General features: G+C 74.0%; 17 protein-coding genes. 9 read left to right on the top strand and 8 right to left on the bottom strand.

Features of this window, described 5'->3' with window-relative positions; all coding sequences use genetic code 11:
- Positions 1-97 precede the first annotated feature (97 nt).
- The gene (locus ABIC30_RS17180; protein ID WP_331326323.1) at positions 98-787 is read left to right on the top strand and encodes a uracil-DNA glycosylase; all 690 of its coding nucleotides are present in this window, start codon (positions 98-100) and stop codon (positions 785-787) included.
- Positions 788-812: 25 nt separating this feature from the next.
- Here the strand turns inward: ABIC30_RS17180 and ABIC30_RS17175 are convergent, their stop codons facing one another.
- Positions 813-1,226, bottom strand: a complete 414-nt coding sequence (locus ABIC30_RS17175) for a hypothetical protein (RefSeq protein WP_020093376.1) — start codon at positions 1,224-1,226, stop codon at positions 813-815.
- A 285-nt stretch (positions 1,227-1,511) separates the two neighbouring features.
- Here ABIC30_RS17175 and ABIC30_RS17170 point away from each other — a divergent pair, with 285 nt between their 5' ends.
- The 4 genes from ABIC30_RS17170 to ABIC30_RS17155 all read left to right on the top strand — a co-directional run bounded on the left by ABIC30_RS17170 (position 1,512) and on the right by ABIC30_RS17155 (position 4,876).
- Positions 1,512-1,982 carry an AMP-dependent synthetase gene (locus tag ABIC30_RS17170; RefSeq protein WP_354455808.1) on the top strand — a complete coding sequence of 157 codons (471 nt, stop codon included), beginning with the start codon at positions 1,512-1,514 and terminating at the stop codon, positions 1,980-1,982.
- A 118-nt stretch (positions 1,983-2,100) separates the two neighbouring features.
- A complete protein-coding gene (locus ABIC30_RS17165; RefSeq protein WP_331326320.1) occupies positions 2,101-2,913 on the top strand; it encodes an enoyl-CoA hydratase in 813 nt (270 codons plus the stop codon).
- A gap of 140 nt (positions 2,914-3,053) precedes the next feature.
- Entirely contained in the window at positions 3,054-3,374 is a 321-nt protein-coding gene (locus ABIC30_RS17160; RefSeq protein WP_020093379.1) for a hypothetical protein, read from the top strand.
- A gap of 65 nt (positions 3,375-3,439) precedes the next feature.
- Positions 3,440-4,876, top strand: coding sequence for a phospholipase D-like domain-containing protein (locus tag ABIC30_RS17155; protein WP_020093380.1), 1,437 nt, complete (start codon positions 3,440-3,442; stop codon positions 4,874-4,876).
- Here the strand turns inward: ABIC30_RS17155 and ABIC30_RS17150 are convergent.
- Entirely contained in the window at positions 4,794-5,579 is a 786-nt protein-coding gene (locus ABIC30_RS17150) for an endonuclease/exonuclease/phosphatase family protein (protein ID WP_170855145.1), read from the bottom strand. The genes ABIC30_RS17155 and ABIC30_RS17150 overlap by 83 nt on opposite strands.
- Positions 5,580-5,822: 243 nt before the next feature.
- Between ABIC30_RS17150 and ABIC30_RS17145 the strand changes: the two genes are divergently transcribed.
- Both ABIC30_RS17145 and ABIC30_RS17140 read left to right on the top strand, forming a co-directional pair.
- Positions 5,823-7,061: a metallophosphoesterase family protein gene (locus ABIC30_RS17145; protein ID WP_042673791.1), complete on the top strand. Its 1,239-nt coding sequence runs from the start codon at positions 5,823-5,825 to the stop codon at positions 7,059-7,061.
- Positions 7,062-7,083: 22 nt separating this feature from the next.
- On the top strand, positions 7,084-10,560 hold the full coding sequence (locus ABIC30_RS17140; RefSeq protein WP_091679912.1) for an ATP-binding protein: 3,477 nt from the start codon (positions 7,084-7,086) through the stop codon (positions 10,558-10,560).
- 49 nt (positions 10,561-10,609) lie between these two features.
- Here the strand turns inward: ABIC30_RS17140 and ABIC30_RS17135 are convergent, their stop codons facing one another.
- The 5 genes from ABIC30_RS17135 to ABIC30_RS17115 all read right to left on the bottom strand — a co-directional run bounded on the left by ABIC30_RS17135 (position 10,610) and on the right by ABIC30_RS17115 (position 15,128).
- Entirely contained in the window at positions 10,610-12,109 is a 1,500-nt protein-coding gene (locus tag ABIC30_RS17135; RefSeq protein ID WP_091679914.1) for a carboxypeptidase M32, read from the bottom strand.
- Positions 12,110-12,153: 44 nt separating this feature from the next.
- On the bottom strand, positions 12,154-13,956 hold the full coding sequence (locus ABIC30_RS17130) for an ATP-binding cassette domain-containing protein (protein ID WP_056525268.1): 1,803 nt from the start codon (positions 13,954-13,956) through the stop codon (positions 12,154-12,156).
- Positions 13,957-14,022: 66 nt separating this feature from the next.
- Positions 14,023-14,265, bottom strand: a complete 243-nt coding sequence (locus tag ABIC30_RS17125; RefSeq protein ID WP_020093386.1) for a hypothetical protein — start codon at positions 14,263-14,265, stop codon at positions 14,023-14,025.
- Positions 14,266-14,339: 74 nt separating this feature from the next.
- Entirely contained in the window at positions 14,340-14,654 is a 315-nt protein-coding gene (locus ABIC30_RS17120; RefSeq protein WP_020093387.1) for a polyhydroxyalkanoic acid system family protein, read from the bottom strand.
- 123 nt (positions 14,655-14,777) lie between these two features.
- Complete coding sequence (locus tag ABIC30_RS17115) at positions 14,778-15,128, bottom strand: septal ring lytic transglycosylase RlpA family protein (protein ID WP_020093388.1); 351 nt, start codon at positions 15,126-15,128, stop codon at positions 14,778-14,780.
- 586 nt (positions 15,129-15,714) lie between these two features.
- On the opposite strand from ABIC30_RS17115, the gene ABIC30_RS17110 reads away from it, so the two are divergent.
- Positions 15,715-16,905 carry a site-specific DNA-methyltransferase gene (locus ABIC30_RS17110; RefSeq protein ID WP_280141568.1) on the top strand — a complete coding sequence of 397 codons (1,191 nt, stop codon included), beginning with the start codon at positions 15,715-15,717 and terminating at the stop codon, positions 16,903-16,905.
- A gap of 110 nt (positions 16,906-17,015) precedes the next feature.
- On the opposite strand, the gene mutY is transcribed toward ABIC30_RS17110, so the two are convergent.
- Complete coding sequence (gene mutY / locus ABIC30_RS17105) at positions 17,016-18,359, bottom strand: A/G-specific adenine glycosylase (RefSeq protein ID WP_331326327.1); 1,344 nt, start codon at positions 18,357-18,359, stop codon at positions 17,016-17,018.
- A 133-nt stretch (positions 18,360-18,492) separates the two neighbouring features.
- On the opposite strand from mutY, the gene ABIC30_RS17100 reads away from it, so the two are divergent.
- Entirely contained in the window at positions 18,493-18,975 is a 483-nt protein-coding gene (locus ABIC30_RS17100; protein WP_020093391.1) for a DUF721 domain-containing protein, read from the top strand.
- The last annotated feature ends 85 nt before the right edge of the window (positions 18,976-19,060 follow it).

Here is a 19,060-nt window from a genome sequence, read left to right as displayed (position 1 = left end):
CGTCCCTAAACACGGGCGGCTCCCGGCCGCAACCGCCGCGCCGATGACGGTGCGCGTCCGCCTCCTATCTCGGCGTGGAAACCGATCGCGAGAGACCATGGCCACCACACCCGTCGCCGACGCCCTCACGGCCTTCCGCGCCTCCGGTTCGCCCTGGCTGAGCCTGCCGTTCTTCGCCGGCGGGGAGGCCGACGCCGTGGCGGCGCGGGTCGATGCCCGAATCGCCGCGGGCGCCCGCGTCCTGCCGGCACCGGACCGGATCTTCCGCGCCTTGGCCGAGACCCCGCTGCAGGACGTGCGGGCCGTGATTCTCGGGCAGGACCCCTACCCGACACCGGGCGACGCCAACGGCCTCGCCTTCTCGTTCGTCGGCTCCGGTCGCCTGCCCGCCTCGCTGAAGGTGATCCTGGCGGAGGCGGGATCCGACCGCGCCGCCGGCGGCGACCTGACGCCCTGGGCGCGGCAGGGCGTGCTCCTGCTCAACAGCGCGCTCACGGTCGAGGCCGGCAAGGCCGGGGCGCACCTGCGCTACGGCTGGGCCCCGCTGACCGATCAGGCCGTGAGCGCCGTCTCGGCCCGCGCGGAGCCCGCCGTGTTCCTGCTCTGGGGCGCCCAGGCGCGGGCCAGGGCCGCGCTCATCGACGCGACCCGCCACGGCGTGTTCGAGAGCGGACACCCCTCGCCGCTCAACCGGGCCCGGGATTTTCCCGGCTCCGACCCGTTCGGCCGGGCCAACCGCTGGCTCGCCGCGAACGGGCGCCCGCCGATCGACTGGCGCCTCGGCTGAGGCCGGCGGCGATCCCGCGAATGGGCTATTGCGGCTTGGCGGGCTCGGCGGGCTTCGCCGGCGCGGCGGGGTCCTGGCCGGCGGGCAGGAGCACGTTCTTGGCCACCGTGCCCTCGGGCCCGTACTCGCCGGCCACCGCGAGGCAGGCCTGGTCGCGGTTCTGCGCCATCTGGTTCGACATCAGCGTGAACATGGTCTGCACCCGGTTGCCGAACGGTCCGCGCGGCTGGACGTCGCCGATCTGCACGTTCTGCTTCGCCAGCAGGGCCTCGAACTGGTCGCTGCCGATCCGGTAGCCGCAGACGTTCGAGGCCGCGAAGATGTAGGCGGCGAATTCCAGGGCCCGCGGCGACGGGGCGTTCCGGATCTGCGCCTGCGCCGGCAGGGCCGCGAGCGTGACGGCGGCGAGGAGTGTGATCCGGGTCGTAGTGGGGCGCATGCGCGGCGGTTCCTCGATCGGGGGCGGCCTCTCGCGGGCCGCCTCTGGCGGGCGGGACATAGGCCGGACCCGCGCGCGCGCCAATGCGACCGAAGATGCGACCCGAGATGTCGGCAATTCACCCGTCCCGGTTCACGGCCCGTTCGCCATAAGTCCAGTCGCCGGCCCGCGCGTCGACGAAAAGACGGTCGTTTCTCGACGGAACGCCCGGGTGAGAGAGAGTGTTAACCTGCTCGCGTCACGCCAGGACCTGCAGTGTGTCCAGATTCAGGCGGTCCGCATCGCATGTACGGCGTCCATCACCCGGCGGCCTCCATCCCACTCCCGGCTCGCGACGCCGACCGGCGCGCCCGGCCGGGCGCGCAAGGAGCCGCCAGCGCGGAGCGGCGCGGCGCGCCGGCGGTGCCGGTCGCGGCGGTCTGTCCGCACCGCGTCTCGCGCTGGGCCTGGGGCGAGGGCCTGCGGGCCGGGCAGGCCGTGGCGCTCCTGGTGCAGGATCTCGGGCAGGTCGAGGCTATGCGCCTCGGCCTCACCCGCCTCGGCCTGCGCGTCGTCTGCCTCGACTGCGCCGGCCGCGACCAGGCGCTGGCGGAAAGCCTCGCGCAGTCGGGCGCCGGGCTGGCCGTCGTCGATACCGCGCTCGCCGACGCCTATGCCGGCGTGATGGGCCGGCTCACCGCCTATCCGGCGGTGTGGTGGAACGGTCCGGGCGCCGACTACGCGAGCCTCGACCTCGCCCTGGCCGAGCACGCCTGACAACCGCCGCATCGCGGATCGCGGGCCGCGGCACCGTCGCGGACCTGAACCCTGCGTGCTACCGTCCGGCGACGCGACCGGCCCCGTGCCAGGGAGGCCGGCGCCGGGAGACGCCGCCATGACCGCAGCCCTTGCCACGGCCCACGCCGCCAGCCCGGAGGCGCCGGTGCTGTTGCGCAGCGATGCCGACGGGGTCGCGACGCTGACGCTGAACCGGCCGCAGGCCCGCAACGCCCTGTCGATGGCCCTGATGGGCGCGCTCCAGGAGCAGCTCGATGCGATCCGCGCGGATCCGTCCGTGCGGGTGGTGATCCTGCAGGGGGCGGGCCCCGCCTTCTGCGCCGGGCACGATCTCAAGGAGATGCGCGCCGATCCGTCCCGCGCGGCGACCGAGGCGGTGTTCCGCACCTGCGCCCGGCTGATGCTGAGCCTCACGCGCCTTCCGCAGCCGGTAATCGCCCGCGTCCACGGGATCGCCACCGCCGCTGGGTGCCAACTCGTGGCCACCTGCGATCTCGCCGTGTGCGCCGAGACCGCCCGCTTCGCCACGCCGGGGGTGCAGATCGGCCTGTTCTGCTCGACCCCGATGGTCGCCCTGTCACGCGCCGTATCGCGCAAGGCCGCCCTGGAGATGCTGCTGGTCGGCGAGCCGATCGACGCCGGGGAGGCGCTGCGGATCGGGTTGGTCAACCGCGTCGTGCCGGAGCCGGAGCTCGACGCGGCGGTGGGCGCCCTGGCGGCCCGGATCGCCGGGAAGGCCCGGCGCGTCCTGGCGATCGGCAAGGAGGCGTTCGGCCGGCAGATCGAGATGGGCCTGGAGGGCGCCTACGGCTACACCGCCGAGGTCATGACCCGGAACATGATGATGGCCGACGCGCAGGAGGGGATCGACGCGTTCCTGGGCAAGCGGCCGCCCCGCTGGGAGCAGTGAGCCGGCATCCCGGTCCGCGCACTGGCGCGATACGACGCAGGCCCTCCGGCGCGACGCGCATAGGTTATGGCGCCGCCCTGCCCTAGGATGAGGGGCCTGTCCGACCCTGCCGGGCTCGGCGCCGCCACGCGGAACGGCTGATGAGCACCCTCGACCTGCTCGGTCTGACGCTGTCCTTCTACGGCACGATGCCGCCGCCGCGGCCCCCGCGGCCGAACCGCAACGGCGCCACCTGGGCCGCCGCCGTGATCTTCGGCGGCGTCTGCCTCGCGACGATCGGGCCGATGATCACCATCTGGAGCTTCCACCGGCCCTATGCCGAGGCCAAGGCGCGCTGCATCGCCTCCGGCGGCCGGGTCCTGTACGGGGCCCTCGACGGCAGCGGACCCTATCGCTGCGAGCGGCCCGCGGCCGCCGCGGCCGCCGCGCCCATTGCGCATCCGGCCAAGCCGGCGGATTAATCCGCCCGCCGCATGCGCTACAGGTCGATCCGGCGCCTCCCGACGCGAACCCGGATAGCCTCACCTTGGAAAACGCGATCACCCGCTGGGTCCAGTCGACCGCCCTGATGCGGTCGGATGTCGAGGCCCTGATCGGCTTCGCGCTGGCGATCGGCGTCACCCTGCACGCCCTGCTGCGCAAGCGCCGGGTCAGCGTGGCGGTGGGCTGGATCGGGCTCGCGTGGCTGTCGCCAATCTTCGGGACCGCCCTGTACCTGACCTTCGGCATCAACCGGGTCTCGCGCCGCGCGCGGCGGCTGCGGACCAAGCCGTCCGACGCGACGCAGCTGCCCGACACCGACGACGCCGTGGTGCCGGAGGCGCTCTGGCCCCTCGACCGGGCGATCCGGCGGATCACGAGCCTGCCGGCCTTCGCGGGCAACACCGTGCAGATGTTCCGCAACGGCGACGCCGGCTATCCGCAGATGCTGGCGGCGATTCGCGAGGCGCGGTCCAGCATCGGCCTGTCGAGCTACATCTTCCGGGACGACGCCACCGGCCGCGAATTCTGCGACGCCCTCGTGGAGGCGAAGGCCCGGGGCGTGCAGGTCCGCGTCATCATCGACGGGATCGGCGGCGGCTATTTCCGCGCGCCGGTCTACCACCGCCTGACGGCCGCCGGGGTGCCGGCCGCCCTGTTCATGCACTCCGCCCTCCCCTGGCGGATGCCGTTCCTCAATCTGCGCTCGCACAAGAAGCTGCTGATCGTCGACGGGCGGATCGCCTTCACGGGCGGTCTCAACATCTCGCACCCGAACCGCGTCGCCCTGAAGCCCGAGCACCCGATCCGGGACACGCATTTCCGCCTGACCGGCCCCGTGGTCGAGCAACTCGCCGCCGCGTTCGCGGCCGACTGGGCCTTCGTGGACGGCGAGATCCTCGACGGCCCCCCGTGGTTCGTCGACCTCGAGCCCTGCGGACCGAGCGTCGCCCGGGCGGTGACCTCCGGCCCGGACGCGGACGTCGAGAAGATCGAGCAGGTCATCCTCCAGGCGCTCGCCTGCGCGCGCCGGTCGGTGCGCTTCGTGACGCCCTACTTCCTTCCCGACGAGCTGGTGACCGGCGCGCTCGCCCAGGCCGCGACCCGGGGCATCACCGTCGACGTGATCATCCCGCGGGTCAGCGACCATCCCTACATCGACTGGGCGACCCGGGCGCATCTCGACCCGCTGCTGCGGGCTGGCGTGAACGTCTGGCTCGACGAGCCGCCCTTCGACCATTCCAAGGCGATGGTGGTCGACGACATCTGGTGCTTCGTCGGCAGCGCCAACTGGGACATGCGCAGCTTCCGGCTCAATTTCGAGCTGAACGTCGAGATCATCGACGCCGACCTCGCCGCCGACCTCGACCGGTTCATGCGCGGCAAGATGGAGGCGCGGCTCAGCCGGGAGGATCTCGCCGCGCGCGGCCTGCCGATCCGTCTGCGCGACGCAGGCGTGCGACTGCTGCTGCCATACCTTTGAACCGGGCGGGGGCGTGCGCCTCCGGCGCCGGGCCGAGATGGACGACAATCGGCCGGTGATCGGAGCGTCCCCGCGGCAGCACCGCGTGCGCGTGGCAGACGAGCCCGCGGGCGAGGCAGCGGTCGAGCCGCAGCGGCAGCACCTCGACCATCGCGTGGGTCGATTGCCGCGGTCCGACGTCGCGGAAGCCCGGGATCAGCGCCGGGCCGACGATGTTGTAGTCGCCGAGCACAGCCGCTCGCGGCGGCAGCTCGCCGACGATGCGCCGCAGCTGGCGCCGGTTCAGCATCTGTCCGTGCGACAGGTGGACGTTGGCCACGCCGAATTCGCCGAGATCGAGGATCTGGCAGACCCGGTGCACGAGGGCGCCGGAGGGGAGCGCGATGACCCGGGGCGGCGCCGCCCAGGGCTTCGGGCTCCACATGGCGAGCCCGTGGATCCGGCCCGGCAGGGGCGCCCAGGCGTAGTGGCCGCCGATCCGGTCCAGCAGGAAGCCGATGGCGCGCGTCGCCTCCTGCATCAGCAGCAGGTCGGGCTTCTCCTGCGCCACGAGGGCGGCGACGTCGTCCACCGCCGCGCCGGTGCGCCGCAGCAGGTTCCAGCTCACGATCTTGAAGGGCTGGTGCGGCCGCTCGGCGGGGCGGATCGGCGTGACGGGCGACGGTGCGGGGGTGGAGCGGGCCGGGCGTGCAGCAGGATTCATCGGGCCGGTCTCGTACCTCAACGCGCGGCGCTCCCGCCACCGCCACGCTCTAACGCGCCCGGAGCCGGGACGTTCGACCGCTTTCGCGCCGGGCCCGGGCGCGGTCCGACCTGGGCGCCCCACAGCCCATCGCCGGGCGCCGCTTGAGGCGGACCCGGTCGGCGGCCTAAGAGCCGGCATGGCGACGCCGGCCGCTCCGCGGATCGCCGCGCACCGCCATCCCACCGATCCCGTCCGGAGGCCATGACGGCGTTCAGCTTCATCCATGCCGCCGACCTGCATCTCGGCAGCCCGCTGTCGGGCCTCGCCGCGCGCGACGCGGAACTGGCCCGGCGCCTCGCCGCGGCGAGCCGGCAGGCCTTCGAGGATCTGGTGACCCAGGCGATCGAGCGGTCGGTCGCCTTCGTCGTTGTCGCGGGTGACGTCTACGACGGCGACTGGGCCGACACCACGATCGGCCTGTTCTTCGCCCGGCAGGTCGCGCGCCTCGACCGCGCCGGCATCCCGACGATCCTCGTGCGCGGCAACCACGACGCCGAGAGCGTCATCACGCGCTCGATCACGCTGCCGGCCTCCGTCCACGTCTTCCCGACCGCCCGCGCCGGCACCCTGCGCCTCGACGCGCTCCGCGTCGCGGTCCACGGCCGCAGCTTCCAGGGCCGGGCCGTGGAGGAGAACCTCGCGCTCACCTACCCGGCCGCCGTGCCGGGCTGGTTCAACCTCGGGGTCCTGCACACCTCCTGCACCGGCCACGCCGCCCACGAGACCTACGCCCCCTGCTCGGTCGCCGACCTCGCGGCCCGGGGCTACGAGTACTGGGCGCTGGGCCACATCCACGAGTACGCGGAGCTGTCCCGGGATCCCTGGATCGTGTTCCCCGGCAATCTCCAGGGCCGGAGCGTGCGCGAGTGCGGCGAGAAGGGCGCCGTCGTGGTCGACGTCGCCGACGGGCGGGTGACCGGCGTCAGCCGCCTGCCCCTCGACCGGGCGCGATTCGAGCAGATCACGGTCGACCTCGCGGCGGTGGCCGACGCGCGCGGCGCCGTCGAGGCCGTCGAGGCGGCGCTGAGGCCCCTGGCCGGGATCGCGGCGCGCCGGCTGCTCCTGGTCCGCGTCCACCTCGCCGGGACGACCCGGGCCCACGACGCCCTCGCGGCCGATCGCGAGTCCCTGACGGCCGAGATCCAGGCGGCCGCGCACCGGCTGCACGAGGACATCTGGCTGGAGCGCCTGAAGATCGAGACCCGCCGCCCGCGCGCCGCGGCGGAGCCGACCGGCGCCGCCATCGACCCCGCGGCCCTGCTCGCCGACCTCGACCGCGACCCCGAGTTCCGCGCCCGGGCGAAGGCGGCGCTGGCCGAGATCGGCGGCCGGATGCCGGGGACGGCCGCCGCCGAGGCCGACCTCGACGCGGAGTTCGACGCGCTCTGCGCCGAGGCCGAGGCCCTCGTCCTCGGACGCCTCGGCGGCCGGCACTGCTGAGGCGCGCGCCCATGGACCCCCGATGCGCCTGATCCGCCTCGCCTTGGAGCGCTACGGCGCCTTCACGGACCGCACCGTCGCGTTCCGGCCCGACGCGCGCCTGCACGTGGTGCTGGGCGCCAACGAGGCCGGCAAGAGCACCGCGCTGGCGGCGGTCACCGACCTGCTGTTCGGCTTCGGGAAGACGACGCCCTACGCCTTCCTGCACGACATGCCGCAGCTGCGCCTCGGCGCGGAGATCGCCGCCGCCGACGGACGCCGGCTGTCCTTCCGCCGCCGGAAGGGCAACAGCCGCACCCTCATCGACGCCGACGACGCGCCGCTCGCCGACGACGCGCTGGCCCCGTTCCTCGGCGGCCTGTCCCGGACGGTGTTCTGCCGGGCCTTCGGACTCGACGCGGCGAGCCTCCGGGCCGGGGGCCGCGAGATGGTCGACGTGGAGGGCGAGGTCGGCGCGAGCCTGTTCGCGGCGGGCTCGGGCCTGCGCGGCCTCACGGAGCTGCAGACGACGCTCGACGCGGAGGCCGACGCCATCTTCGCCCCGCGCCAGGCCAAGCACCGGACCTTCTACCAGGCGCTGGAGCGCCACGAGACGGCCCGGCGGGCGATCCGCGAGCGGGGCCTGCGCGCCGGCGACTGGCGCGCCCTGAACGACGAGATCGCCGCGGCGGCCGCGCAGCTCGAGGCGCTCCGGTCCGAGCAGAAGGCCGGGGCGGTCGCGCGCGCCCGGCTGGAACGGTTCAAGCGCGTCCGCCCGATCATCGCCGAGATCGACGCGCTGGAGCGGCGCATCGCCGCCGAGACCGACCTCGTCGACGCGGATTCCGCCTGGATCGCCCGCCTCGGGGCGGCCCTGGACGCGTGCCGCGCCGCGGACGCCGAGGCGGAGCGGGCCGAAACCGCGCGCGACCGGGCCCGCGGCGAGGCCGAATCGGTGCCGGTCGAGCCGGGGCTGACCCATCGGGCGGACGAGATCCTGGCGGCGTTCAGCGGTACTCGGGAGTTCGAGAAGGGTGGCACCGACCTGCCCCGCATCGAGGGCGACGCCCACAAGGTCGGGCTGGATCTGGAGCGGCTGCGCGCCCGGATCGGCGTGCCCGACCTCGCCGCGCTCGAGGCCCGCCAGCCCCCGGACGCCGCGCGGGCGCGGACCGAGCGGCTGATCCGCGACGGTCGGACCCTGGCGGCCGCCGAGGAGCAGATCGCCCGCGACCTCGCCGCCGCCCGCGCCGAGCGGGAACGCCTCGCCCGCGAGATGGAGGCGGCGGACGCGGCCCGGGACCCGACCCCGCTCCGCGAGGCGCTGAAACCCCTGGCCCGGCTGCACGAGTGGATCGCCGCCCGCGACACCCTCGAGGGCGCGATCCGCCGGGAGGCGGCGCTCCTGCGCAACCAGGCCGAGCGGCTGTCGCCGCCGGTCGCCGACCTCGCCGCCCTTGTCCGGACGCCCCTGCCCGCCCCCGACACGGTGGCGCGCTACCGTCAGCGCCTCGAGGCCAAGACCCGCGAGCACGAGCGGGCGGCCGACCGGTGCGACGCGGCCCGGCGCCAGGTCGCGGCCACCCGCGCGCGCCTGCGGGAGCGCGAGGCCGGCCGGCCCGTCGCCACCCGGGAGCGCCTCGAAGCCCTGCGGGCAGCGCGGGACGCGGCGCTCGCGCCGCTGCGCGAGGCTCTCGCGGCCGGCCGGCCGGCCGCCATCGCCGGGATCGCGGCCTTCGAGCGGGCGCTCCTCGAGGCCGACCGCGTCGCGGACGAGCGGGCCTCCGACGCGGCCCGGGTCGCCGCCCACGCGGCCGACCTGGAGCGGCTCGCCGCCGAGGAGGCGGAGGCCGCGCAGGCCGACGGCGTCCTCGCCGGTCTCGCGGCGGAGATCGCGGCGGGCGAGGCGGCGTGGCGCGAGGCCTGGCGGCCCGCCGGCCTCGTGCCCGGACCGCCGGCCGAGATGGCGGCCTGGCTCGCCGAGGTGGAGAGCCTGATCGAGGCCGAGCAGCGCCTCGCCGCGCAGCGGATCGAGGCCGACCGCCTCCTGGCGCGGATCGAGACCGCGCGGGGGCCCTTGGCCGACCTGCGCACCCGCGCCGGGCTCGACGCCGCACCGGACCTCGAGATCGCCGCCGCGCTGGACGGTCTCGAAGCGCGCATCGCCGCCCTGGCGAGCCGCTGGGAGGCCAATCTGCAGGCCGGTGGCCTGCTGCGCGCGGCCGGACTGTCCGTCGAGCGGCTGGAGGCGAGCCTCGCCGAGACCGCTGCCCGCCGCGCCGCGTGGCAGGCCGACTGGGCGGCGGCGCTCCTGCCCCTCGGCCTCGACGGTGCGGCCGGGCCCGAGGAGGCCGAGGGCGCGCTGGAGGCGTGGCGGAGCGTGCCGGACCGGCTGGCGGAGCGAGCCGCCCTGCAGCGCCGCTCGGCCGGGATCCGCCGGGATATGGAGGCGTTCCGCGACACGGCGGCCACGCTGGTCGAGGCCCTGGCCCCCGATCTCGCCGAGACGTCGCCCGCCGGCGCGATCCGGTCGCTCCACGGGCGCCTCGTCGCCGCGCAGGCCCGCGAGGCGCGGCGCGCCGAGCTCGACCGTCGCCGCGACGAGGCCGAGGCGGCCCATCGCGCCGCTGCCGAAGGGCGCGACGCGGCGCGGGCGATGCTCGTCCGGCAGGTCGCCGAGGTTATGCCGGACCTCGCCGCGGCACCGACGCCGGAGATCGATCGTCTGTTCGGCCGCCTCAGCGCTCGGGAAGCGCTGCGCGCCGAGCGTCTTCGGCTCCGCGGCAACCTCGCGGGTGCGGCCGACGGACTTCCCGAGGGGGAGCTGCGCGCCGGGCTGGAGACGTTGTCGCCCGAGGCGATCGAGGCGGAGCTGGCGCGTCTGGTCCTCGAGGCCGAGGAGCAGGCCGAGCGCGGGCAGGTCATCTTCGCGGACCGCGACCGGGCGGAGCGGCGGCGGGCGGAGCTCGAGGGCGGCACCGGCGCCGAGCTGGCCCTCGCGGAGCGCAAGGCCGCGGAGGCGGATCTCCAGGCGGCTTCCCGCTCCTGGGCCGTCTTGCGGCTCGCCGGGCTGATGCTCGGGCAGGCGGTCGCCCGCCACCGCGCGGGGCAGCAGGACCCGCTCGTCACCCGGGCGGGCGCGCTGTTCCAGGCTCTCACCGGCGGCGCGTTCTCCGGTCTGGCGCAGATCTACGACGAGGCCGACACGCCGAAGCTCGCCGGGCAGCGCGCCGGCGGCGGCACGGTCGCGATCGAGGGCATGAGCGAGGGCACCCGCGACCAGCTCTACCTCGCCCTGCGGCTGGCCTATCTGGAGGATTACGCCGGCCGCGCCGAGCCGGCCCCCTTCATCGGCGACGACCTGTTCTCGACCTTCGACGAGACCCGGACCGGCTACGGCCTCGATGCGCTCGCGGCGATCGGCGCCCGGGTCCAGCCGATCCTGTTCACGCACCACCGCCACGTCGCGGACATCGCTCGCGACCGGCTCGGCGACGCCGTCGACGTGGTGACGCTCTAGGCGTCGCCGGCGGAGGGGGCCGTTCCGTCCCCTCCCCGGCCACCGCGTCTCAGGCGCCCGCGCCCCCAAGGTAGCGCGCCTCCAGATGGGCCCGGAACGCCGCCGTGCCGAGCCTCGTCCCGGTGGCGCGGGTGAGGAGGTCGTCGGTCTCGAGCAGGCTCCCCACCGCGTGGACATGCGTGCGGAGCCAGTCCCGCAGGGGGCCGAAATCGCCCTGCGCGAGGCAGCCCGGCAGCGCCGGCTCGGCCGCGCGGGCCGCCCGGAACAGCTGCGCGGCCGCCAGGGCGCCGAGCGTGTAGGTCGGGAAATAGCCGAAGGCGCCGCTCGGCCAGTGGATGTCCTGCAGGCAGCCGACCCGGTCGTCGGGCACCGTGAGCCCGAGGAGGTCGCGCAGGCCGTCGTTGAACGCCCCCGGCAGGTCGCGCACCGCGAGGTCGCCCGCGATCATCGCGGTCTCCAGCCGGTAGCGCAGGAGGATATGGGCCGGGTAGGTCGCCTCATCGGCATCCACCCGGATGAAGCCGGGCGCGACCCGGGTGTTGAGCGCGTGCAGGTTCTCCGGCGACCATTCGGGCCCGGACCGCCCGAACGCCGCCTGCAGGAGCGGCGCCAGGAAGGTGAAGAACTCCCGGCTCCGGCAGGCCTGCATCTCGACGATGAGCGACTGGCTCTCGTGCAGGCTCATGCCCCGCGCCGCGCCGACCGGCTGGTTGCGCCACGCCGCCGGCCGGCCCTGCTCGTAGAGGGCGTGCCCGGTCTCGTGGAGAACGCCCATCAGCGCCCGGCCGAAATCGGCCGCGTCGTAGCGCGTCGTGATCCGCACGTCGTCGGTGGCACCGCCGCAGAACGGGTGCAGGCTGATGTCGAGCCGGCCGCGGGTGAAGTCGAAGCCGACCGCCGCCATCAGCTGCAGGCCGAGGTCGCGCTGCACCGCCACGTCGAACGGCCCGGCGAGCGGGAGCGGCGCCGGCCGGGACGCCTGGATCTCCCGGGCGCGGGCGATCAGGGCCGGCAGCCAGTCGGTCAGGTCCGCGAAGAGCGGGTCGATCGTCGCCCGGCGCATGCCGGGATCGTAGCTGTCGAGCAGCGCGTCGTAGGGATCGAGGCCGAGGGCCGCGCCCTTCGCCTGGCCGATCTCCCGCTGGAGCCGCAGCACCTCGGCGAGGTGGGGTTCGAGGCGGCCGAAGTCGGCGTCGCGCCGCGCCTCGCGCCAGACCATCTCCGAGCGGGACACGGCGCGGGAGCTGGCCTCGACGAGGTCGCGGGGGACCGCCGTGGCGTGTCCTTGCGCGCGGCGCATCTCCCGCAGGTTGGCGGCGGGCCAGGGCTCGAGGTCGCCGCCCTGCTCGGCTGCCGCCAGCTCCTCGGCGGCCTCGGGGGCGGTGAGCATCCCGTGGGCGAGCCCGCGCAGGATCGCGAGCTGGTCGCCGCGGGCCTCGGCGGCGCCGTCCGGCATCAGCGTCTGCGCGTCCCATCCGAGGATCCCGGCCGCGCCCTCCAAGGCGGCGAGCCGGGCGAAGCGCTGTTCGAGGGTCTGATAGGCGGTCATGCGATCTCCGGTCGGGTACGTCTCGCGGCGCGATGCGGCGGGTCTCATCCCGCCTGAAGCATCTCCAGTTCCAGCCAGCGGTCCTCCGCCTGCGACAGCTCGGTCTCGGCCTGGGCCAGCATGGTCGAGGCCTTGTCGAACCGGGCGGGGTCGCGGGCGTAGAGCTCGGGGTCGGCGAGGATCGTGCGGAGCTGGGCGATCGCCGCCTCCAGCTTCTCGATGCGGGCCGGCAGGGTCTTCAATTCGTGCTGGTCCTTGAAGCCGAGCTTGGGCTTGCCCGACGGCTGGGCGGCCGGCGCGGCGGCGCGCTCGCGCGACTCCTTCGCCTTCGGCGCGACGGTCCGCGCCTCGACGCCCTGGCCGCGCTGGACCAGCATGTCGCTGTAGCCGCCGGCATACTCGACCCAGCGACCGGCGCCCTCCGAGACCAGCACGCTGCCGGCCACGCGGTCCAAGAAGTCGCGGTCGTGGCTCACCAGGATCAGCGTGCCCTGGTAGTCGCCCAGCATCTCCTGGAGCAGGTCGAGGGTCTCGAGGTCGAGGTCGTTGGTGGGCTCGTCGAGGACGAGGAGGTTGGCCGGCTGGGCCAGGGCGCGGGCGATCAGCAGCCGGTTGCGCTCGCCGCCGGAGAGAACCGAGACCGGCGTGCGCGCCTGCTCGGGCGTGAACAGGAAGTCCTTGAGATAGCCGATCACGTGGCGGCTCTGGCCGTTCACCGTGACGCTGTCGCCGCGGCCGCCGGTCAGCACGTCGGTGACGGTCATCCCGGGCTCCAGCACGGCGCGGGCCTGATCGAGCACCACCGGCAGCAAGTTGGTGCCGAGCACCACCTGCCCGGCATCCGGCGCGAGCCGGCCCATCAGCAGGTTGATCAGGGTGCTCTTGCCCGCGCCGTTCGCCCCGACGATGCCGAGCCGGTCGCCCCGCATCACCCGCAGGGACAGCCCGTCGACGATCCTGCGCTCGCCGTAGCTCTTCGCGATGTCCCGGGCCTCGACGACGAGGCTCCCGGAAGATTCGGCGTCCGAGGCCTGCATGCTGACGCTGCCCACGGGGCGGCGCACCTCGCGGCGGTTCTGCCGGAGTTCGTGCAGGTTGCCGAGGCGGCGGACGTTGCGCTTGCGCCGCGCGGTGACGCCGTAGCGCAGCCAGTGCTCCTCGGCGGCGATCTTGCGGTCGAGCTTGTGCTGGTCCCGCTCCTCTTCCTCGAAGAAGGCGTCGCGCCACGCCTCGAAGCTGGAGAAACCCTGGTCGATCCGGCGGGTCTCGCCGCGGTCAAGCCAGATCGTGGCCCGCGACAGCGCCGAGAGGAATCGCCGGTCGTGGCTGATGAGCACGAGGGCCGCGCGGGTGCCCTTCAGCTCCGTCTCGAGCCACTCGATCGCCGGCAGGTCGAGATGGTTGGTGGGCTCGTCGAGGAGCAGCACGTCGGGCTCGGGGGCGAGCGCCTGCGCCAGCGCGGTGCGGCGCCCCTCGCCGCCGGAGAGCTTGCTCGGATCCTCCGCGCCGGTCAGGCCGAGGCTCTCCAGCAGGTAGCGGGCGCGGTGGGTCGATTCGCCCGGCGGCAGGCCGGCCTCGACGAAATCCAGGGTGGTGGCGAAGCCCGTGAAATCGGGTTCTTGCGCGAGGTAGCGGATCGTCGTGCCGGGCTGGACGAAGCGCCGTCCCCGGTCGGGCTCTGTGAGGCCCGCGGCGATCTTCATGAGCGTCGACTTCCCCGACCCGTTCCGGCCGACGAGGCAGGTGCGCTCGCCCGGCGCGATGGCGAGGCTCGCGCCCGTGATCAGCGGCGTGCCGCCGAAGGTGAGCGCGACGTCCTGGAGGGTGAGGAGCGGGGGAGCGGCCATGGGCCGGCTTATGGCAGCGCGGGGCGGCCTGTTCAAACAGAGCCGCCCCCGTCGGTCGGCGCCCGGTCAGGCGATCGGGTTGGCCGGTCCTGTCGGCGGGCTGATCTCGGGCACGCCCGGATCGTTGACGGGGATCTCGGGCGGCTGGATGCCCGGCGCCTCCGCCGGGGTGTTCCCGGGGATCTCCGGCCCGGGCGGCTGGGTCGGCGCCTGCGGCGGATCGTAGGGGCGGTCCGGCACCGGCGTCGGCTGCGGCGGCACCTCGGGGACCTGCCCCGGGTCGGCGAGCGTGAAATCGGGCACCGTCATCCTCCGCGAGACCGGTGGTGCACAGCGGCACCGGTCTCGCGGAAACAGAGTGCGGCGGATCCGGTTCCGGAGGGCTACTTCTTCGTCAGCAGGAGGTTGCCCTCCTTGCTCGCCACCTTCTGGATCTTCTCGGCGAACAGGGCGAGGAGGAACGGCAGCTTCACCTCGAGGCGCACGCTCTCCGCGCCCACGTCGATCGTGCCGGCGATCTTCTGCGCCACCGCGGACACGCCGAAATCGAGCCGGTCGCCCGTCCAGGCGAGCTGGTCCACCGTGATTCCGCTCTTGGCCAGGAGGGCCCGCGCCTGATCCGTGCCGTGCTCCAGGCGCCGCTTGGCCTCGTCGCGGCCGAGGTCGTGCGGGATGTCGACGATGAGGGGCTTGGGCATGGGCGGGTGATCCGAGCTGAACCCGGCAGCAGATGGTGCGTCCGGGTCCGGCAGACAACGCCCCGGAGGCTGCCCCGCCCGCGCGGGCGGAGGCGCGCCGGGGCGCTCGATGCCCGTGAAGGGTCAGTGCACGACCTGCAGCGACACGTAGCTGACGCCGCCCATGCCGAGGGCGCGGGCGGAGCCGCGCGACAGGTCGATGATGCGGCCGCGCACGAACGGACCGCGGTCGTTGATGCGCACGACGATCGAGCGGCCGGTCCGCTTGTTCTCAACGCGGACCCGGGTGCCGAACGGCAGGCTGCGATGAGCGGCGGTCAGTCCGTTGGGGTTGAAACGCTCGCCGTTGGCGGTGCGATGGCCGCTCCCGTACCAGGAGGCCGCTCCGCTCTGGGCGGCGGCCGGGAGGCTTGTTCCGACGACGGTGGACAGCATTCCAAGCGAGACAACGAGCTTACCGAAACCGAACGACATTCTCGACGCATTCCCATTGTTTTTGTCGGGGCGGCGCCAGTCGTGCCCGAAACGGGCCGGAATATGGCAGGCTTTTTCGGGCTGTCGGGGTCACATTTTGGCCGATTTCGCGCTGGTCATCCCCATTACATGGCGGCTTATTTCAGTTTATTTCCGCTCTTGTTGCGGGTGATGCATTGGCGTGTGGTTCTGCGTATTCAGCAAGAACTGCTCGGCTCCATCGGGGAGGATGCAAAATAGGACATCATTCTTAAGCCTTGCGCGGAGCGTGACCCTGCATCCCGCTGAGGTGGAAGCGCGACCCGCCCGGCGCCCCTGGCACGACGATGATTGTCGTGCGCGGCTGTTTCCCAAGCACAGGCTGCCGCGGCCGCGCGTGACCCGCAGGGATAGAGTGTTGTCGCCCGATCCCGGCGGCGCGGCGCAGGCGGGTAAGGGTTGCTTAATCTGTCGGAGGATTGTCCGGGCGCCCGGTCGGCAAAATCTGCAGCCCCAGAACGGGACGCGCCGGACGCGAAATCGACAACGTGACCTTTACCGTACCCGGCGCATGGTCTGCCGGTCAGTCGCGTAACCGGTGTTTGCCATGGCTTCCCCGCGTACCGTGGCTGCCGACGCCGTCGCCCGGAAACAGGTCTCGCGTGCCGGGCGGCCCGCGTCGGCGCCACGGATGGGTCTCGTACCCGCCCAGCGTTCTCTGCCCCTCGACCAGGTACTCGTCGGGGACTGCATCGCGGCCATGAACGCCTTGCCGGCGTCGAGCGTCGACTGCGTGTTCGCCGACCCGCCCTACAACCTTCAGCTCGGCGACGCCGGCCTCCTGCGCCCGGACCAGAGCCGCGTCGACGCGGTCGACGACGACTGGGACAAGTTCGCGACCTTCGAGGCCTACGACACCTTCACCCGGGACTGGCTCGCCGCCTGCCGCCGCGTGATGAAGCCGAACGCGACCCTCTGGGTGATCGGGTCGTACCACAACATCTTCCGGGTCGGGAGCGCGTTGCAGGATCTCGGTTACTGGATCCTCAACGACATCGTCTGGCGCAAGGCCAACCCGATGCCGAACTTCCGCGGCAAGCGCTTCACCAACGCCCACGAGACCCTGATCTGGGCCTCGCGCTCGGCCGACTCGAAGGGCTACACCTTCCATTACGAGGCGCTGAAAGGGGGCAACGAGGACCTCCAGATGCGCTCGGACTGGTTCATCCCCCTCTGCACCGGCGAGGAGCGGCTGAAGGATGCGGAGGGCCGCAAGGTCCACCCGACCCAGAAGCCCGAGGCTCTGCTCGCCCGGACGCTGCTCGCGGCGACCAATCCCGGCGACGTGGTGCTCGACCCGTTCTTCGGCACCGGCACGACCGGCGCCGTCGCCAAGCGCCTCGGCCGCCGCTTCATCGGCATCGAGCGCGAGGCGACCTACGCCGAGGCGGCCCGGGAGCGGATCGCCGCCGTGGAGACCCTGTCGAGGGCCGCCCTCATGGTGGCGCCGACCAAGCGCGCCGAGCCGCGGGTCCCGTTCCTGTCGGTGATCGAGGCGGGCCACATCCGCCCCGGCGAGACCGTGACCGACGAGCGCCGCCGGTTCCGCGCCACGGTGCGCCCGGACGGCCAGCTCGACAACGGCCTCGTCATCGGCTCGATCCACAAGATCGGCGCGCTGGTGCAGGGCCTGCCGGCCTGCAACGGCTGGACGTTCTGGCACGTGGAGCGCGGCGGCAAGCCGGTGGTGATCGACAGCTACCGGGCCGGTCTCCGGCAGGCGATGGCCAACGGCTGAGCCAGCACACCGTCTCTGCGAGCGGAGCGAAGCAATCCAGCAGCGCCACGCAGACAGATGTCGCGCTGCCCTGGGTCGCTTCGCTTCGCTGCGCTCGCGATGACGGTCGGCTACCGCTTCCGGCCCGGCCCCGGCCGCCGCGGCGATGACCGGGCCCGCGCCGGTGCGGGCGATGGTTCGACCTCCCCGTCGAACAGTTCGTCCGTCTCCTGCGGCGGCACCGGCGCCGGCTTCGGCTGGGGCTTCGGGACGGCCCGCACGCGCGGTCGGGGCTCGGGATCCGGCATCGAGATCGGCGCCTCCATCGCCGCCAGCAGCGGCATCGGCGGCGGCTCCTTCCGCGGGCGCCCGCGCGGCTTCTTCTCGGGCTCCGGCTTCGGGTCGAAGGCGTGCGCCAGGACCTTGCGCATGAGGCCGGGCAGCGGTTCGTCCGCGAGGGCGCCGCGCGGCGTGAAGCGCATGCCGGACGGGGCCGGCGTCGCCAGCGCGACGCGGGCCACGAACACCGTCAGCTCCAGGGGAAAATGCGTGAAGCCGTGGCGGACGAGGCCCGGGAGCCGCCTCCACCGCGCGTCGAGGGGCGCGTCCAGCAGGGCGGCGGCCACGTCGTAATCCGGCTCCCAGGCGCTCCCCGGCGGCTCGGCCATGTTGCCGAGCAGCCCCTCGGGGGCGCGGGTCCGCAGCAGCACCGCCTCGTCGCCGCTGCGGATCGCCACGAAGGCCGCGCCGCGGCGGAGCGCCCCCTTGGCGACCCTGATCTTGCGCGGGAAGGTCTCCTGCGTGCCCAGCGACCGCGCCCGGCAGGGCCGCATCCACGGGCAGAGCGCGCAGGCGGGGCGCTTGGGCGTGCAGATCGTCGCGCCGAGATCCATGAGCGCCTGAGCGAAGTCGCCCGGCCGCTCCTGCGGGACGAGCGCCTGCGTCAGGCGGCGGATCTCCGGCCGGCTGCCCGGGAGCGGCGCCTCCACCGCGTAGGCCCGGCTCAGGACCCGCTCGACATTGCCGTCGACGGCGGCCTCCGGCCGGTCGAACGCGATCGCGGCGATCGCGCCGGCCGTGTAGGCGCCGATTCCCGGGAGCTTGCGCAGGCCCTCGGCGGTGTCGGGGAAGCGGCCGCCGGCCGCCGCGACCGCCTTCGCGCAGGCGTGCAGATTGCGCGCGCGGGAGTAGTAGCCGAGGCCGGCCCAGGCCGACATCACCGCCTCCTCGGGCGCCTCGGCCAGGGCGAAGATGTCGGGGAAGCGCGTCAGGAAGCGCTCGAAATACGGCCGGACCGCCGCGATGGTGGTCTGCTGCAGCATCACCTCGGACAGCCAGACCCGGTAGGGATCGGGGACCGCGCCGGCGAGCGCCCGCCAGGGCAGCACCCGCCGATGCCGGTCGTACCAGGCGAGCAGGTCGTCGGCGCGCGGTCCGGGACCGGCTTCAGGATCCGTGGCTGTGCGAGGCGGCATGGGCGGGTCGACAGGGGTCGCGCTGCATAGCCGGAGCGCCGCGGCGATCATAGGGCGGCGAAAGCGCCGGCGCGCGCTCCCTTCGTCAACCATCCTGCGCTAACCTCCGCGGATCCAAGGGGCCGGAACCACTATGGCGCGCGTCAAACCGCTGGCCGAACTGATCGAGAGTTGCATCGGGCCGGCCTTCGCGGCGCAGGGTTTCGCCTCGACCGACATCCTGGCCGCGTGGCCGGAGATCGTCGGCGAGCGGCTGGCCCGCTATTGCCGCCCGTCCAAGCTGGAATGGCCGAAGCGCCGCCGGAGCGAGTCCGCCGCGCCCGAATCCGGCACGCTGGTCGTGCGCGTCGAGGGCGTCTTCGCGCTCGAGTTGCAGCATCTCGCGCCGGTGGTGATCCAGCGGATCAACGCCCATTACGGCTGGGCCTGCGTCTCCCGGATCGTGCTGCAGCAGGACCGGGTCGGGCGCGCCGGCCGGGCGCCCGCCCGCGCGCGGGTCGATCCGGCCGCCGCCGTCGAGGTCCAGCGCGCCGTGGCGGGAATTGCCGATGACGGCCTGCGCGCGGCCCTCGACCGCCTCGGCACCGCCGCCGTGGCGACGCGCCCGGAGCGGTGAACGGTCGATTCGGTCACCTTGCCAGGACGGTCGCGCCCGAGTACCGGCATCCGGACGCCACGACTGATCAATCCGGCGGAGCCTG

The organism is Methylobacterium sp. 1030, from assembly GCF_040544715.1.
In the GTDB taxonomy this organism is placed as follows: Bacteria; Pseudomonadota; Alphaproteobacteria; order Rhizobiales; family Beijerinckiaceae; genus Methylobacterium.
Note: the sequence above shows the minus strand (reverse complement) of the source record. Positions and strands in the feature narration are given on the sequence as shown.